This window comes from Paraburkholderia sp. SARCC-3016 (genome assembly GCF_031119615.1).
Taxonomy (GTDB): Bacteria; Pseudomonadota; Gammaproteobacteria; order Burkholderiales; family Burkholderiaceae; genus Paraburkholderia.
In genome coordinates this window covers 22504-38397 of sequence record NZ_JAVHZD010000012.1, presented here as the reverse complement: position 1 = coordinate 38397, position 15894 = coordinate 22504, and the positions used below count along the sequence as shown (strand labels likewise).

Genomic DNA, 15894 nt, shown 5'->3' with positions numbered 1-15894 from the left:
GGGGCGCCATGGCACTGCAATCACTCGATATCAGACGCCAGTCGGCTACCACCGTGCAGCCGCCGTCGGTGCGCGAACCGGCTACCGGCAGCGTCGCGAAGCTGATCGACGTTACGAAGTGCATCGGCTGCAAGGCGTGTCAGACCGCATGTATGGAATGGAACGACTTACGCGATGAAATCGGCATCAACACGGGCGTCTACGACAATCCGCGCGACCTCACCGAACATTCGTGGACGGTGATGCGCTTTGCCGAATACGAAAACCCGAACGGCAATCTCGAATGGCTGATCCGCAAGGACGGCTGCATGCATTGCGAGGATCCGGGTTGTTTGAAAGCGTGTCCGGCGCCGGGCGCGATCGTGCAGTACACGAACGGCATCGTCGATTTTCATCAGGAAAACTGCATCGGCTGCGGGTATTGCATTGCCGGGTGTCCGTTCAATATCCCGCGAATTTCGAAGGCGGATCATCGCGTCTACAAATGCACGCTCTGTTCCGATCGCGTCGCCGTAGGCCAGGAGCCCGCTTGCGTGAAGACGTGCCCGACCGGTGCGATCGTGTTCGGCACCAAGGTCGACATGATCGCGCATGCGGAGGAACGCATCGTCGACCTCAAGGAGCGCGGCTTCGAGCATGCGGGCTTGTACGACCCGGCCGGCGTAAGCGGTACGCATGTGATGTATGTGCTGCACCATGCGGACCAGCCGTCGCTGTATCACGGTTTGCCCGACAACCCGGCGATCAGCCCGATGGTGCGCGTCTGGAAGGGCATTGCCAAGCCGCTTGCGCTGGCAGGCATCGCGCTGACCGCGCTTGCTGGCTTCTTCCACTACACGCGCGTGGGTCCCAACGAAGTGAGCGAAGACGACGAAGTCGCGGCGCGCGACGAGGCCCGCAGAATCCGCGAGCGGCGCGGCACGCAAACCGTCGACATGCCGGAAGGCAAAACCGAGGAGCCGACGAAATGAAAGAACACGATCCGAACCTGATCGTGCGCTATACGGCGAACGAGCGCACGAATCACTGGATTACCGCGATTACGTTCGTGCTGCTCGCGCTATCCGGTCTCGCGATGTTTCATCCGGCCATGTTCTGGCTGTCCGCGCTGTTCGGCGGCGGACAGTGGACGCGCATTCTGCATCCATTCGTCGGGCTCGTGATGTTCGTGTCGTTTCTGATTCTTGTGCTGCGATTCTGGCGTCACAACTATCTCGACGACAACGATTGGCAATGGATGCGTCAAATGGACGACGTAATCGCCAATCGCGAGGAAAAACTGCCGGAAGTCGGGCGCTACAACGCCGGGCAGAAGCTGCTGTTCTTCGTGATGGTGGCGTGCCTCGTACTGCTGCTGCTGAGCGGCATCGTGATCTGGCGCGCGTATTTCTCGTTTTATTTTCCGATCGGATTCGTCAGGGCGGCGGCGCTCGTGCATGCGATCACGGCGTTCGTGAAGTCGGAGGCCAAGCGGTCTTAGGAAGACAAAACATTCTACCAACTCCTTGGCTCACAGAACGACATGGCTACGATCCGACTGGCACGGTCACGCTCGGTTGGGCCAGAAAACATCATCCGCGCTGGTTTCGCGAGAGCATCAAATAGCGTGCGCCGACGCATGCGTGCATGCGTGTGGCCGGCGATTCGCGCAGGCTGGGGGTTTTGCGCTTGCCGATCGGCGAAACCGACGCCAGAATCGGGAATGGCAGGCACGCGTTAGCGTGTGCCGATCATCCACATGACGCGCAACCGGAGCCACGCAATTGGTGCAGCGCATACTCGAGCCGGGGCAGATCGAATCGCTCGATCCGTCCGCCATCCCGCGCATCCGTCTGCCCGAACGGGCATCGTTCTTTTCCACCCGCGCGGCGCGCTTGCGTACGCTGGCGAACGGCAATCCGATCGGCGGCTATTTGCGGCTGATGGCGTCGCTTGCCGAGGCGCAACAACAGGTGCTCGCAAAGTTCGAGGCGGCGATGCCGGACGCCGACGCAATTGCGCGGGCACAGCAAACCTCGATGCCTCTCTTGCCGGCGCTTATGCCGCAACGCGACCCCGCATGGCGCGACGTGTTGCAACGCGTGCTCGATCGCATCGAGGCCGCGGGCGCGGTGTCGCCCGCGCTCGGCAAAGTGCTCGACGGACTGCGTCTGGCGAGCGCCGCGCAGCTCGATGCGCAAGCGGACGCGATTCTGTCGCAGCGCTTCAACGAAGTCGATCCGGCTACCGCGCCATTCATCGTGGCTGCGCTGCAGGTCGTATGGTGCGATCTGGCGAGCCGGCTCGACCTGCGCGACATTCCTTATCTCGACACGCCGGGCGCGTGCCCGGTCTGTGGTGCGCAACCGGTAGCAAGCGTCGTGCGCATCGGCGGTCCGTACCAGGGTTATCGCTATCTGCAATGCGGATTGTGTGGCACCGAAACGCATATGGTTCGCGTGAAATGCTCGAATTGCGATTCGACGAAAGGCATTGCGTACCACGGCGTCGAAGGCGGCAACGAGGCGTTGAAAGCCGAATCGTGCGACGAATGCCATACGTACCGGAAGATCGGATACCTCGAAAGGGATGTCGATATCGAGCCGCTTGCGGATGATCTCGCCAGCCTCACGCTCGATCTGCTGATGAACGAAGCGGGCTATCGGCGCAGTGCGCCGAACCCGCTGCTGTGGCCTGAAGCAACCTCGGACCGTTAAGCGGGAGGCACGCGTGAGCGATGCGGCGACGAGTGAGCGGCGGCGCGCGCAACTGGCGCGCTTGCCTGCAGTCGAGCGGGTGATGTCGGCGCACGCGGTGCAGCCGTTGAGCGACGCATATGGGCGCACGCAGGTCCTCGATGCAGTGCGTGCAGCGCTCGATACGTTGCGCGCGGAGTTGCTCGCGCAAGCGTCGGCGAACACCGATGCAACGGCTGCGACGGATGCGAACCAATTCGACGGCGCCGGTGCTTCGTGCGAAGAACGAATCGTCGCGCACGCGAGCCGCATGCTCGAAGCACGCGCGCGCAGCCGTCTGCGCGCCGTATTCAATCTCACTGGCACGGTTTTGCATACGAATCTCGGACGCGCCTTGTTACCCGATGAAGCAGTGCGCGCGGTCGTCGGTGCGCTGACGCGGCCCACCAATCTCGAATTCGATCTCGCTACCGGCGCGCGCGGCGACCGCGACGATCTGATCGACGATCTGATCTGCGAACTGACGGGCGCCGAAGCGGCAACCGTCGTCAACAACAACGCGGCCGCGGTTTTACTGACCCTGTCGGCGCTTGCGCCGAAGCAGGAAGTGGTTGTCTCGCGTGGCGAACTCGTGGAAATAGGCGGCTCGTTTCGAATTCCCGACATCATGTCGCGTGCCGGCGCGCGGCTGCGCGAAGTCGGGACGACGAACCGCACGCATGCAAAAGATTACGAAGAGGCGATTAACGCGCGCACCGCGTTGCTGATGAAAGTGCATTGCAGCAACTATGCGATCAGCGGTTTTACGAAGAGCGTCGATATAGGCGAACTTGCGCAGATTGCCCATCGTCACGCGCTGCCGGTTGCGTACGATCTCGGAAGCGGTACGTTGATCGATCTCGCGCAATGGGGCCTGCCTGCCGAGCCGACCGTGCGCGGCACGATCGACGCGGGCGCCGATCTCGTCACGTTCAGCGGCGACAAGCTGCTCGGCGGTCCGCAGGCGGGTTTGATCGTCGGGCGCGAAGCATTGATCCGCAAGATCAAAAAGCATCCGTTAAAGCGCGCGCTGCGCGTGGGCAAGCTTACGCTGGCGGCGCTCGAACCGGTGCTGCAGTTGTATCGTGCGCCCGAATTGCTCGCACAAAGGCTGACGACGTTGCGTCTTCTGACGCGTTCCGCGGCCGATATACACGCGGCGGCACTGCGTGCGCAGCCTGCTTTGCAGCTCGCGCTCGGCGAACGTTACGCAGCCGCGGTCGAGCCGATGCTCAGCCAGATCGGCAGCGGCGCATTGCCGGTGGATCAGTTGCCGAGCTATGGAATCGCCGTGCGCGTTGCCGGCGCGAAGCGCAGCGGCCGCGCGCTGATGCAGCTCGAAAAAGCGTTGCGCGAATTGCCGCGCCCGGTGCTCGGCCGCATCGCCGACGATGCCTTGTGTCTCGATCTGCGTTGCCTCGAGGCCGCGGACGAAGCAACGTTTATCGCGCAATGCGCGGAGCTGCGCCTATGATCGTCGGCACCGCGGGTCATATCGATCACGGCAAAACGACGCTCGTGCGTGCGCTGACTGGCGTCGACACCGACCGCCTGAAAGAAGAGAAAGCGCGCGGCATTTCGATCGAACTTGGCTATGCGTATACGCCGCTCGCCAACGGCGAGGTGCTTGGCGTGATCGACGTGCCGGGTCACGAAAAGCTTGTGCATACGATGGTGGCGGGTGCGTGCGGCATCGACGTTGCGCTGCTCGTGATTGCCGCCGACGACGGCGTGATGCCGCAAACGCGCGAGCATCTGGCGATTCTGGAATTGCTTGGCGTGACACGAGGCGTCGTCGCGTTGACGAAGGTCGATCGCGTCGATGCGGCGCGGCTTGCGCAAGTGCGCGATGAGATCGGCGCGTGGCTTGCATCGACCGTATTTGCTGCGGCGCCGGTTTTCGAAACGAATGCGACTGTTGACGGCGATGCCGGTGTTGGCAAACTCAAGGGCTGGCTTCGCGATGTTGCGGCGCCTGTTATGCGCGAGCGTCGCGATGATGCGCTATTCCGTCTGGCAATCGATCGCGTGTTTACGCTTGCCGGCCACGGAACGATCGTAACGGGAACGGTTTTCGCCGGGCGCGTGACGGCGGGCGGAACGTTGGTGCTTGCGCCGGCGCTCAGGCCGATTCGCGTGCGCAGCGTCCATGCGCAGAATCGCGCGGCGGACAGCGCTCACGCGGGACAACGTTGCGCGCTCAACCTTGCCGGTATCGACAAGGATGCGATTGGGCGCGGCGACTGGATCGTCGATGCGGGCCTGGCAAAACCATCGGAGCGGCTCGATGTCGAGCTGACGCTGCTCGAAGAGGCGAGCGTTACGTTGCAACACTGGACGCCGTTGCACGTTCATCTCGGCACGACGCATCGCGTCGCGCATGTCGCTTTGCTCGATGGCGATGCGCCGACGGCCGGCCAAAAGGCGCGTGCGCAACTAGTGTTCGATACGCCGCTTTGCGCGCTGCCGGGCGATCGTTTTATTGTGCGCAACGCGCAGGCGACGCGCACGGTCGGCGGCGGGCGTGTGCTCGATCCATTCGGTCCCGCGCGCAAGCGTAGAAGCGCCGAACGACGCGCCTGGCTCGATGCCTTGCGGATCTGGCTGGACGAGCGGCGCATCGAGGCGCTGCTCGATCACGCGCCGCGCGGAATGCAGCGCTCGACGCTCGTATGTTTGACAGGGGTGCCGCACAACGCGCTACAGTTGCCGCGTGACGTAATCGACATTGCGATACACGGCAAAGCGGCCGATGACGGGTTCGTTGTGCTGAGGCGTCACTGGGACGCAATGCGCGAGCAGGTCACCAGTGCATTGCAGACCTTTCACGCGCGGTTTCCGGATGAGCAAGGGCCGGATTCCGCGCGTCTGCGGCGCATTGCAGCGCCGTTGCTAGGCGATGTGCTGTGGCGGGCGTTAATCGATGCACTTGTTTCCGAAGGCCTTGTTTCGAGGAGCGGGCCATGGCTGCATCTGCCTGAGCATTCGGTGTCGCTCGACAAACAGGAGGAAGCGCTTAGGCTAGTGCTGTTGCCTTTAATCATGGAAGGGCGCTTCGATCCGCCCTGGGTGCGGGAGCTCGCTGCAACCGTGCATCGACACGAAGACGACGTACGTGCGCTGCTGCGCAAGCTTGCGCGGCAGGGCGACGTGTATCAGGTGGTGCGCGATCTTTTTTACCACCGCGATGCAATGCGCGAACTTGCACGCGTCGTTGCGCAACTGGCGGCGGAGCGTGGCGGGGCGCTTTCGGCAGCGGCATTTCGCGATGGAACGGGGCTTGGACGTAAACGCGCGATTCAGGTGTTGGAGTTTTTCGATCGTGTCGGTTATACGCGTTTTCAGCGCGACGTTCATTTATTGCGCGTGGACAGCAGATTAAGCGAGATGTTGTAGAGCAACGGGTTGTCAACGGAAGGCATATGCATCTGGTGGTGCGGCCGGGCTTCAAACCCGGTAGGGGGTGTCAGACACTCTCTGGCAGGTTCGACTCCTGCTGCCTTCCGCCGTTTGACGAACTGGCGATGCCTTGCGCACCGGCTTTCGAATTACCCTTCCGATGTCGTTTACGACAAGCGTAGGTAATGTCGATGGCCAAGTTGTCTGTCAAACTTTGAGGGGTGTCAGTCAATCCTCGTTGAAGGGTGGGGTCCGCGCTTGCTAATTCGCGAGGCAGCGTGGGCTTTGTCGTTCGCTCGTCTAGTCTCTGCATAGCTAAGGCGAATCCCCTGCTCGTTGAGCTGCTTCATAACTTTTCGTCTCGATGGATAAACCCCTTGATTCGCGAGCGCAAAGTGAGACGTCCTGTACGCAACGTCCTTCGCTTCTTGCTTCGCCTGAGAAGTCCGCTGTCTGTGTAGCCTGCCGGCGTTGACAAGTGCATTCTTTTGCGACGGAAAGTTTGCACGAAGGAATTTTGGCGACACTTCTAGGAAGCATGCCGCGTCTTGGGCGCACGCATTGGGGTTCCTCTTCATAAAGGTCAAAAGTGAAGCAAGCAGTTCCCGGCGAGGCGTCTTATGGCCGACCTTGCGCGGCAGGCCAAATAAGCCGCATGATAATTTGCAGCCTTGACGCAACCTCAGCCTGGCCTTGTTGCCCAAGAGAACATCCGCAATTGTGCACTCAAATGCGTAGGCGATTCGAATGACGCCCGGAAAACTCGGCCTAGTCCTATCGTTCATCCAACCGTGGATTTGTGACTTGGAAAGCCCGAGATGCCGGGCAAGGGCTGCGGAATTCCCGCTGAACAGGGAATCGGACACGTGAGTCAGAAAACTCGAGATTCGGGACGCTTTCTGTGCGCTGACTCGAGATATATCCTCTAGTAGCTCGCAAACCAAATTCGCCACGACTATCTCATACTCGGAAGCTTTTTTGCTAGCACATTTAGACAGACTCGTACCGTCGATTCTTGAAACGCCGGGAACCGTAAAAGGCAGCGGACGACGACCGTTGAATGAGGGCTCAAAGATTAGGCGACACTTATGCTTTGGGCACGCAGTAACATCACGGACAATCCATAGGAGCCTGTCATACTTCGGGCGACCGGCCCGCTCATCCTTGAAGAACTGCTGGAAGGGCAGTTTCCTCCTGCGACGCTTCCCCCGCTCGAGCGGTTGCGCGGCTTCATCCGGAATTACCGTGCGATCGCGATCCGTCACCCACGGGCGTTTGTTTTGCTCGCCACACGGCGCTTCAACACGGACCAGACGTTTGCTTTGTACGAAGAAATTCTGAAGACATTTGCGGCGCTCGGTCTTGACGCTGCGCGAACGGCATTCTGGTTCCGGCTGATCGGCGGTTATGTCAATGGAGCCGGGATGGCGGAAGTTGCAAGTCGCGAACTGGAGGACGAGCCAACTCCCCTGTTGCTGCAGCATGCGCCACAACAGATTCCATATCCGCATGTTCGCGCAATCGCCCCTCATCTGAGCGTGGGCAACCTCGAGTCAGTCTTTGAGCAGAGCCTGGACCTGCTTTTCGATGCGTTAGCCGCTGACGTTGCCAGGTAGCCTTGGGCCGCGCTTGCCGAGACATGTGACGTTGTCGAGCTGAAAGCGGTCAAATCGCGGTTGAAAGTCACTGGGTCGATTGGGAACGATCGAGCTAAACAAATGTGATTATCAATAACGGGCCGACGCTGTAAGCCGCCTGTTCCTGCGCGACTGCCATGCCGATCTGCACCGACAGGCCGCTGGTGCGTTCGAGCAGCCATTTGACGAGCTGCGGCCCGATGGCGTTGGCCACTACGCGATTCGTTGCATATAAGGCGGCAATTCAGGTTCCGGCAACACCGCCATCACTTTCAGACGTTGCAGCGTGCGCTTTTGCCCCGCGCGCAGATGTTCCGCGAGTAACTGCGCGGCAGCAGGCACGTCGCCGCGCGACAGCTGCTCGAGCACCGCACGGTGCTCGAGCAGCATGCCGCGATCCGGATGCAGCCCGAAGGCTTCGTAAAACGCGTGATTGACCGTCAACGGCAAATGCGCGCGGCCGATCGTTTCGAGCAGTTTGCGGTTCGGCGCGTAGTGCAGGAAATCGGCATGCAACGTCATCTCGAGCCGATACAGTGCGGCGGCATGGACGGAGTCGGGATCGGCAATCGCCTGATCGAGTTCCGCGAGCGCCGCCTGTACGCGCTCGGCCGGCACCGCGCGCGCCGCTGCAATTAACGCGGCGGGTTCGAGCAGGACGCGCAATTCATAGTCTTCGGCGACTGCACGCGCCGTCAATGGCCCGCACAGCCAGTGCGAATACGCGGACTTCTCGACCAGCCCGAGATCGCGCAAACGGCTCAACGCTTCGCGCACGGTGCCGCGGCTCACGCCGAAGCTCTGCGCTGCATGACTTTCGTCGATGCGGAAATGACCGAACACGATGCCGAGCGAAATTGCCCCTTCGAGCTGCTCGTAAATGCGCTCGCTGTGCGAGCGCGTATCGAGCGGCTGCGGCGGCTCGGCAAACCCGAGTGCAGCCTCGGATAAGGGCATACGCACCGGCGCTGCTGCGCTGCCGTCGGGCCGCGCCGCAAGATAGCCGCGCCCGTCGAACGTATGCAGCAGGCCGCCCGCGTGCAGCATCTCGAAAGCCTTGCGCACTGGCTCGCGGCTGGTGCCGAAGATACGTGCCACCGGTCCCTCGAGCAGCACGAGGCCCGGCGTGATGCGCCCGTGGGCAATCGCGCTTTTCAGCTGATCGTGAATCAGCCGGTAGCGCAACCGCGCATCGCTGCCGGCGAGACTCTGCTGCGCGCGGCCGGCCGCCGCGGCTTTGGCTACAGGTGTGGCGCTTGCGCGTCTTGTCATCGTCTTGGCACGGTGCGCTCAGGACCGCATGAATTCGGTCCAGCGGCGCACCAGGTAGTTATGCTCGTCCATCACCGAATTCCACACGGCAATCCGGCTCATGCGCGACGTGTAGCTGCCGCCGTCGCGCTGCTGCCCAACATGGACCAGATGCTTGCGTGTGGGTCCCGGCAATTCCGCCGAAGCGGGCGCACCATCGTACCAGTACGCCCATTCGCCGTCGCTGAGGAAGCCACGGGTGCGCTCGGGGTTCGCGATGTAATATCCCTGCCGCGCCATCGTCGCGCCGGCCCAGCCGTCCATCCACCAGTTCAGATATGCGTATGCCGCATCCAGTACGCGGCCATGCGCGAGCCGCGAGATCGACATGCCGCCGAACCATGCGCGATAGCCTTCCTTCGGGCAGGCCAGCCGGAAACGCAAGCCCGCGCGTTCCAGTTCGACGGTCGCCGGCGACCAGATACTCTGAATGACCACGCGCTGCGCGATGGCCAGTTGCGCGGCATCGGCGAAACTCGACCAGAAGCCGGCGAAATGGCCGCGTCGTTTGAATTCGATCAACGTGCCGATCAGCGCGTCGATTTCCTCGATGCTCAGGTTGCCGATATTGGCGAAGCTCATCAAACCACTGGCTTGCACGGCGAGCGCCGCATCGATCGCGCCGATCGCCGGGTCCGCCTGCAACGCGACGCGGCCGGCCAGTTGCGGTGCGAGCAGCCATGCCCAGCTTTCTTCGCCGGCCAGCAGCGTGTCGGGCAGTTCGTCGGGCAGATAGACGAAGCTATCGGCGTTATGCGTAAGCGGCAGCATGCTGATCGATCCGCTCGCCGCGCTACCCAGCGAACCATCTGGCTGCACATACAGGCGCTCTGCCGGCACGCTGCCTGCACTCACGCCCGCGCCGCCTCCGATATGGCCGGTGCGCGGCAATGCGTTGATCTCGTCCCAGCGCGCGATCCGCCGCAGCTCGATCGGCTGCAGCGCGCGCGCCGGCCACAGGCAATCGATGCTGTGAAACCACTGGTCGTAGAGGTCATAGCAGTCAGGCCGCATCACGCCGTCGCGCTGCACGTCGGAGCCGTCCGCGACGATAAAGCGCAAGCGGATGCCCAGATCGTGCGCGGCCTGCTTGCGGATGTGCTCCTGCAAGGTCACCGAGGTGCCGAGAACGCGCAATTCGATTTTCGAGCGATGCACGGCGGGCGCCTGCGGCCCGCTTGCAGGGCGCCCATCGGCGCGCTGGCTGGAACGCGTGGAATTCAATGGACGGATTCGGCTGATTGTAGATGTCGGCAAAAGCGCTGCCATGAAGCGGCCACCGCGGCACGCGACACGCCGCTGGTGATAAACACCAGACGAGCAGTGCGATTCGCATCGGGCCAGTCGTCCAGATGCAGCACTGGATGAACCAGATGATGCACCGCATGCACGACTACCGGCTGCTGCGCACCGGCCACTGCCAGCAGGCCCTTTACGCGCAGGATGTTATCACCGTGGCGGTTCAGCAGGAGCGTGAACCAGAGCGTGAACACCGGCCACTCGACGGGTTCGTCGAACGCGATGCAGAACGATTCGATGCGGTCGAGATGATGTGCGTCGGCGGGCAGCGGTACGGCAAGCGGGCCTGCGTGTGCGGTGCCCAGCGGCACGAGCGAGTGCGTGCGCGCCTGTCCGGCCTCGAATCTGCGCGCCGCATTGCCCGCGCGAGCGGCGATCGCGCCGAGATCGGGCACTGTCTGCGACGCGGCAAACAGGCACGCCGCATCGTCGCTGGCGCTGCGCCGCATGATTTGCGCGGCGGGGTTGATCTGTTGAAGTTGCGCGCGCAACGGCTCCAGTGTCGCCTCGTCGGCGAGGTCAGCCTTGCTGATCACGATACGATCGGCCGCACTGACCTGCGCCAGCCATTCCGGGTGCCGCGTGCGCTGATAGTCGGCCTGCACGGCGTCGACCACCGTCACCGTCGCGTTCAGCACGTAGTGAGGCGCAACCAGCGGATCGGCCAGCAGCGTCGCGACGATCGGCGCCGGTGTGGCCAGGCCGGTGGTTTCCAGCACCACGCGCGAAAACGGCGGCAGCTCGCCGCGTGCGCGCCGCGAGAATAGCGACGCAAGCGCCTCTTTCAGATCCGAACGGATCGCGCAGCAGACGCAGCCGTTGTCGAGCAGCACGGTCTGCGCATCGATGGCGCCGAGCAGTAAATGATCGAGCCCGACCTCGCCGAACTCGTTGACGAGCACCGCCGTATCGCGTGCGGCCGCGCCATGCAGCACGTCGGCCAGCAAGGTCGATTTGCCGCTGCCCAGAAAGCCGGTGACGATCGTCACCGGAATCACGTCGTACGCGAGACTCATCGGTGTTCCTGCACCGCGGCGCTGCTCGCGCCGTCTTCATCGGCGAACAGCGTCAACGGATCGAGCGGCCGGCCGAGCATTTTTTCCGCCGTCTGCCATACCCGCATCAGGTCGCCGGCCATCTCGCTCGCGCCGGTCGGCGACGACAGCACGAACGACTGTCCGTGGAAATCGTCGAGCCGCAAGCGGAACGGCGCCAGCACGCGGTTTGCATGCGCGACCTGCACGAGGCGCTGCCGGCGCGCATTGACGTCTGCGCCGGGCGCCACTGTATTGGACCAATGGCGCCCGCCGCCGAGCAAACCGCACATGCCGCACATACTGCACCTCCGGATTCAGGGCATCACGTCGCCCGAGTTCGGTCCGAGCGTTTGCCCGACGAACAGGTTGCCGCCCGGATCGGACGCTAGCAGCAGCGCCGTCGGCGCCACCTCTTCAGCCAGACCGAAACGGCGCAACGGGAGTTCCGCCGATTTCGCTGCTTTCCACGCGGCGCTGATGCCATCGACGAGAGGCGTTTCGATCGGGCCGGGCGCAATCGCGTTGACCAGCACGTTATGCGGCGCGGCCTCGAGCGCCAGCGACTTGGTAAAGCCGATCACGCCCGCTTTCGCCGCCGAGTAATGGCACAGCTCCGCACCACCCTTGATGCCGAGTTGCGAGGCGATATTGATCACCCGGCCCCAACGCTGCGCGATCATCGGAGGCAGCGCGCGGCGCGTGCACAGAAACACGCTGCGCAGATCCACTCGCATCATTTCGTCCCACATCCCGGCGGTCAGTTCCGTGCAGCGCGCCTGGGTCAGCATGCCCGCGTTGTTGACCAGCACGTCGATGCCGCCGAATGCTTCGATGCAGCGCGCGACGATCGAATCCGCACCCGCTTCTTCGCCGACGTCGGCGGTGACGGTCTCGACCGCCGCCCCGCGCGCGCGGCACGCATCGGCTTGTTGCGCGAGGCGTTCGGCATTCAGATCGGCGAGCACGAGGCGCGCGCCCGCCGCTGCATACGCCAGCGCAATCGCCGCGCCGATGCCGCTGGCGGCGCCTGTGACGACCGCACGGCGGCCATCGAGCGAAAACGGTGAAGTCATTTTGTCGTTCCTGTCATCTATTCGCGTATGCGCCTGCCATTCAGCTCGGCCAGCGCACGGTCAATCCGCCATCGGCGATGATCGACTGGCCGGTGATATAAGACGCGTCGTCGCTGGTCAAAAAGCGGATCAGCGCAGCGATTTCGTCGGGGCGTCCGACGCGTTTGAGCGGAATGCCGCGCGCCGCATCGCGCAGGCCTTGCGGGCCGAGCGAATTGACCGCATCGAGCGACTGCGGCGTTTCGATCAGCCCCGGAATCACCGCATTGCAGCGGATGTTGCGCGGCGCGAGCTCCATCGCCACAGCCCGGCACAAGCCGGGCACGCCGGCTTTCGCGGCCGAATAATGCACGTGGTTTTCCCAGCCGTACACGCCCCCCGCAATCGACGACACGGCGACCATCGCGCCACCGTCGGTCATCAGGCGCGCGGCCGAGCGAAATGTGCGCATCACGCCGGACAGATCGACGTCGAGCATCTCGTGCCATTGTTCGTCGCGCATTTCGGTGAGCGGCGCGGCGCGCAGCAGGCCGGCATTGGCCACCGCATAATCGATGCGGCCGAAGCGCTCGATGGCCGTCTGCGCAAAGGCATCGACCTGTGCCGCCGACGCCACGTCGACGGGCTGCATCGCGCATTGGCCACCCGCTTCACGCACGGCACGTTCGGTGCTGGCGGGATCGTGCGGATCGCCCGGGAAAAAGCCGCCCACTACCGCAACACCGCTCTTCGCATACGCAACGGCCAGTGCCTGGCCGATGCCGCTGGCCGCGCCGGTCACGATGGCTACTTTCATGGCTCAACCACTCCTCGAAATCGTTATTTAACCGCGGCAGGATCGACATGTTTTGCGAAAAAGATCAACACGCCCGACAGAAAGCACGGCAACGCACCGAACCACAGCGCCGCATGCATCCAGTCGCTGCCGCTGTTCAACATCGAGGTCACGCCGATGCCGGCCAGAATCGCGCCGATCGGCCCCATCGCATGCACGATCGAGCTGCCAGTGCCGCGAATCGCGGTCGGGTAGCTCTCGCCGATAAAAAACAGCGCGGCAGAATAAGGCCCGATCAGAAAGAACAGGCCGAGGCTGTACAGCGCAACCACCACGCCCTCGGTGCCCGGTCCGTACAGCATTGCGGCAAACGCCGCGCCGCCGAGCATCCAGCCGAGTCCGAGCGTATTGCGGCGCCCGATCTTGTCGCCAATCCAGCCGTGGCACAGATAGCCGCAATAGCCGATCACGTTGGACAGCACCAGAATCAGCAGCGAATTCTCGAACGACACGTTGTGCACCCGCGTGAGCACCGTGGTGCCGAGCACGCTGAACACCTGGATGGCCGACCAGTTCAGCAGAATGCCGCCGCCGAGCACCAGCGTCGCGCGCAATGCGCTGCCGCGAAACGCTTCGCCGAGACCCGCGCGGCTATGCTCTTCGTAATCGACGCGGTGCTCGCCGGCCAGCGACCGTGCCTCGCTGTGCTGGCCTGCTTCGCGCAATTCCTTGATGCGCTTGTGCAGCAGGAACTGCGGGCTTTCCTTTAGCCGCCGCGTCATGAAGAAGATCACGATCGCGGGGAACGTCGCGAAGATAAAGCAGCCCTGCCAGCCGATCCGCGGCAACAGCAGCGCGGTGAGCCCCGAGGCGATCAGCGCGCCGATCGGCCAGCCGCCCTGCACGAGGCTATAGATGAAGCCCTTGTTGCGGTTCAGCTTCGGATCGTTGGCAGCGGAATAGAGTTCGTTCAGGTAAGTCGCATTGACGGTTTCTTCCGCGTACCCGAGTCCTGATAGCGAGCGGATCAGTACCAGCGGCCACTGGCCGAGCGCACCGCCGGCCACTGTCAGACCCGAACACACGGCAGCGCCCGCTACCGTCCACAACAATCCGGCGCGGCGGCCGAGCCGGTCGAGCAATGGCCCGATCGCAAACGCGATCACCGCCGTGCCGATCGCGACGAAGGTGGCGATCTCCGCCTGCGCGGCCGCATCCCAGTTGTAGCGCTTGCCGATTTCTGGCAGCAGCGTGCCGAACAGAATGAAATCATAGACGGCGAATACCCACGCGAAGAAGGCGACGATGGTCGCGCGCTTCACATCGGCCGGCAGAATTTTTTCAAGCTTGAGGCCAGAGGCCGACAGCGGATTCTCTTGCATCGTTGCGCTCCTTCACGGGGCAGACGGGGGGTGACTTCAACAGCGGCGGACCAGCTCAAGCTGAAACCGGGCAAAAAACTACGCAGCGCGCGGATGACGGCGCAGGAAGTCGTCGGCGATTTCGTCGCAGGTGCAAAAGCGCACGCCTTCATGGCCGCGGAAATGAGCGATGAGACGCTCGAGCATCATCAACACCTGTGGACGGCCTGACACATCGGGATGAATCGTTATCGGGAACACCGCGTAGTCGTGCTCGCGGTACACCCAGTCGAACTGGTCGCGCCACATCTGCTCGATATCGCGCGGATTGACGAAGCCGTGGCTATTGGGGGCTTTCTTGATGAACATCATCGGCGGCAGATCGTCGAGGTACCAGTTCGCCGGAATTTCGACGAGGCCCGTTTCCTTGCCGCGCGTGAGCGGTTTCATCCACGTATCGGGATGCTTGCTGTAGTCGATCTTCGTCCACGCATCGCCGACGCGCACGTAGTACGGGTGGAAGTCGTTGTGCATCAGGCTGTGGTCGTACTTGATGCCGCGCGCCACCAGCAGCTCGTTGGTGACGGTGCTGAATTCCCACCATGGTGCGACGTATCCGGTCGGGCGGCGGCCCGACAGCTGTGTGACCAGTTCGATGCTGCGATCGAGCACCGCCTCTTCCTGCTCGCGCGTCATCGCGATCGGATTCTCGTGGCTGTAACCGTGAATGCCGATTTCGTGGCCTGCGTCCGCGACGGCTTTCATCTGCGAGGGGAAGGTTTCGATCGAGTGGCCTGGAATGAACCACGTGGTGCGAATCTTTTCGCGCTCGAACAGCTTCAGCAGACGCATCGAGCCGACTTCGCCGGCGAACAGGCCGCGCGAGATGTCGTCGGGCGAGTCTTCCCCTCCATATGAGCCGAGCCAGCCCGCGACTGCGTCGACGTCGATGCCGAAGGCAACCAGAATCTCTTTAGCCATACGTGTCTCTCCTTGGGTAAGACCTGTGTGGTGCCACATGCAACCGCACATGCACCAACACGGCGCCGCGCATCGCAGTGCATCCGGTGCGTAGAAATGCATTTCGTTGACAACATACGTTTACACTGGACATGTCAAAAACATGCGCATATAAGGGTTTTCCTGTAGCGAACACAAAAATGAAACGGCTCAAGACGAACGCCCCTTGCCAGTGCGGCGGAATTGAGGTGCGCGGCACTGTTTTGCATCACTGAGCGATTGGGGGCCCGGACCGGGCGGCCGGGCCTGTTGCAGAAAGAAGCGGTGC

General features: G+C 62.8%; 15 protein-coding genes, 1 tRNA gene and 1 pseudogene. 7 read left to right on the top strand and 10 right to left on the bottom strand.

Annotated features, from left to right (window positions below; all coding sequences use genetic code 11):
* Positions 1 to 8: 8 nt before the first annotated feature.
* The 6 genes and pseudogenes from fdxH (at position 9) to QYH69_RS13720 (ending at position 6220) form a co-directional block, all read left to right on the top strand.
* A complete protein-coding gene (gene fdxH / locus QYH69_RS13745; protein ID WP_308832417.1) occupies positions 9 to 971 on the top strand; it encodes a formate dehydrogenase subunit beta in 963 nt (320 codons plus the stop codon).
* Positions 968 to 1459: pseudogene (locus tag QYH69_RS13740) on the top strand (formate dehydrogenase subunit gamma); the annotation flags it as partial. The gene fdxH and the pseudogene QYH69_RS13740, both read left to right, overlap by 4 nt.
* 304 nt (positions 1460 to 1763) lie before the next feature.
* Positions 1764 to 2696 (top strand): formate dehydrogenase accessory protein FdhE, encoded by a 933-nt coding sequence (gene fdhE / locus QYH69_RS13735; RefSeq protein ID WP_308832416.1) that lies wholly within the window; start codon positions 1764 to 1766, stop codon positions 2694 to 2696.
* 82 nt (positions 2697 to 2778) lie between these two features.
* A complete protein-coding gene (gene selA / locus QYH69_RS13730) occupies positions 2779 to 4188 on the top strand; it encodes an L-seryl-tRNA(Sec) selenium transferase (protein WP_374992415.1) in 1410 nt (469 codons plus the stop codon).
* A complete protein-coding gene (selB, locus tag QYH69_RS13725; RefSeq protein ID WP_308832414.1) occupies positions 4185 to 6110 on the top strand; it encodes a selenocysteine-specific translation elongation factor in 1926 nt (641 codons plus the stop codon). Before selA ends, selB begins: the two co-directional genes overlap by 4 nt.
* A gap of 17 nt (positions 6111 to 6127) precedes the next feature.
* Positions 6128 to 6220: transfer RNA gene (locus tag QYH69_RS13720), tRNA-Sec, on the top strand.
* A gap of 117 nt (positions 6221 to 6337) precedes the next feature.
* Here QYH69_RS13720 and QYH69_RS36095 read toward each other — a convergent pair.
* Positions 6338 to 6979 carry a helix-turn-helix domain-containing protein gene (locus QYH69_RS36095; protein WP_374992406.1) on the bottom strand — a complete coding sequence of 214 codons (642 nt, stop codon included), beginning with the start codon at positions 6977 to 6979 and terminating at the stop codon, positions 6338 to 6340.
* Positions 6980 to 7333: 354 nt separating this feature from the next.
* On the opposite strand from QYH69_RS36095, the gene QYH69_RS13715 reads away from it, so the two are divergent.
* Entirely contained in the window at positions 7334 to 7729 is a 396-nt protein-coding gene (locus tag QYH69_RS13715; RefSeq protein ID WP_308832413.1) for a TetR/AcrR family transcriptional regulator C-terminal domain-containing protein, read from the top strand.
* Between the two features lie 94 nt (positions 7730 to 7823).
* On the opposite strand, the gene QYH69_RS13710 is transcribed toward QYH69_RS13715, so the two are convergent.
* The 9 genes from QYH69_RS13710 to QYH69_RS13670 form a co-directional block, all read right to left on the bottom strand.
* On the bottom strand, positions 7824 to 7964 hold the full coding sequence (locus tag QYH69_RS13710) for a hypothetical protein (protein WP_308832412.1): 141 nt from the start codon (positions 7962 to 7964) through the stop codon (positions 7824 to 7826).
* The gene (locus tag QYH69_RS13705; RefSeq protein ID WP_308832411.1) at positions 7964 to 9022 is read right to left on the bottom strand and encodes a GntR family transcriptional regulator; all 1059 of its coding nucleotides are present in this window, start codon (positions 9020 to 9022) and stop codon (positions 7964 to 7966) included. Before QYH69_RS13705 ends, QYH69_RS13710 begins: the two co-directional genes overlap by 1 nt.
* Before the next feature lie 18 nt (positions 9023 to 9040).
* Complete coding sequence (locus tag QYH69_RS13700; protein WP_308832410.1) at positions 9041 to 10219, bottom strand: extracellular solute-binding protein; 1179 nt, start codon at positions 10217 to 10219, stop codon at positions 9041 to 9043.
* A gap of 62 nt (positions 10220 to 10281) precedes the next feature.
* The gene (locus QYH69_RS13695; protein WP_308832409.1) at positions 10282 to 11376 is read right to left on the bottom strand and encodes a GTP-binding protein; all 1095 of its coding nucleotides are present in this window, start codon (positions 11374 to 11376) and stop codon (positions 10282 to 10284) included.
* Positions 11373 to 11696 (bottom strand): hypothetical protein, encoded by a 324-nt coding sequence (locus tag QYH69_RS13690; RefSeq protein WP_308832408.1) that lies wholly within the window; start codon positions 11694 to 11696, stop codon positions 11373 to 11375. The genes QYH69_RS13695 and QYH69_RS13690 overlap by 4 nt, the downstream gene beginning before the upstream one ends.
* 15 nt (positions 11697 to 11711) lie before the next feature.
* The gene (locus tag QYH69_RS13685) at positions 11712 to 12470 is read right to left on the bottom strand and encodes an SDR family NAD(P)-dependent oxidoreductase (RefSeq protein ID WP_308832407.1); all 759 of its coding nucleotides are present in this window, start codon (positions 12468 to 12470) and stop codon (positions 11712 to 11714) included.
* Positions 12471 to 12510: 40 nt separating this feature from the next.
* Positions 12511 to 13266: an SDR family NAD(P)-dependent oxidoreductase gene (locus QYH69_RS13680; protein ID WP_308832406.1), complete on the bottom strand. Its 756-nt coding sequence runs from the start codon at positions 13264 to 13266 to the stop codon at positions 12511 to 12513.
* 23 nt (positions 13267 to 13289) lie between these two features.
* The gene (locus tag QYH69_RS13675; RefSeq protein ID WP_308832405.1) at positions 13290 to 14627 is read right to left on the bottom strand and encodes an MFS transporter; all 1338 of its coding nucleotides are present in this window, start codon (positions 14625 to 14627) and stop codon (positions 13290 to 13292) included.
* A gap of 78 nt (positions 14628 to 14705) precedes the next feature.
* Positions 14706 to 15587, bottom strand: a complete 882-nt coding sequence (locus QYH69_RS13670; RefSeq protein ID WP_308832404.1) for a polysaccharide deacetylase — start codon at positions 15585 to 15587, stop codon at positions 14706 to 14708.
* Positions 15588 to 15894: the final 307 nt, after the last annotated feature.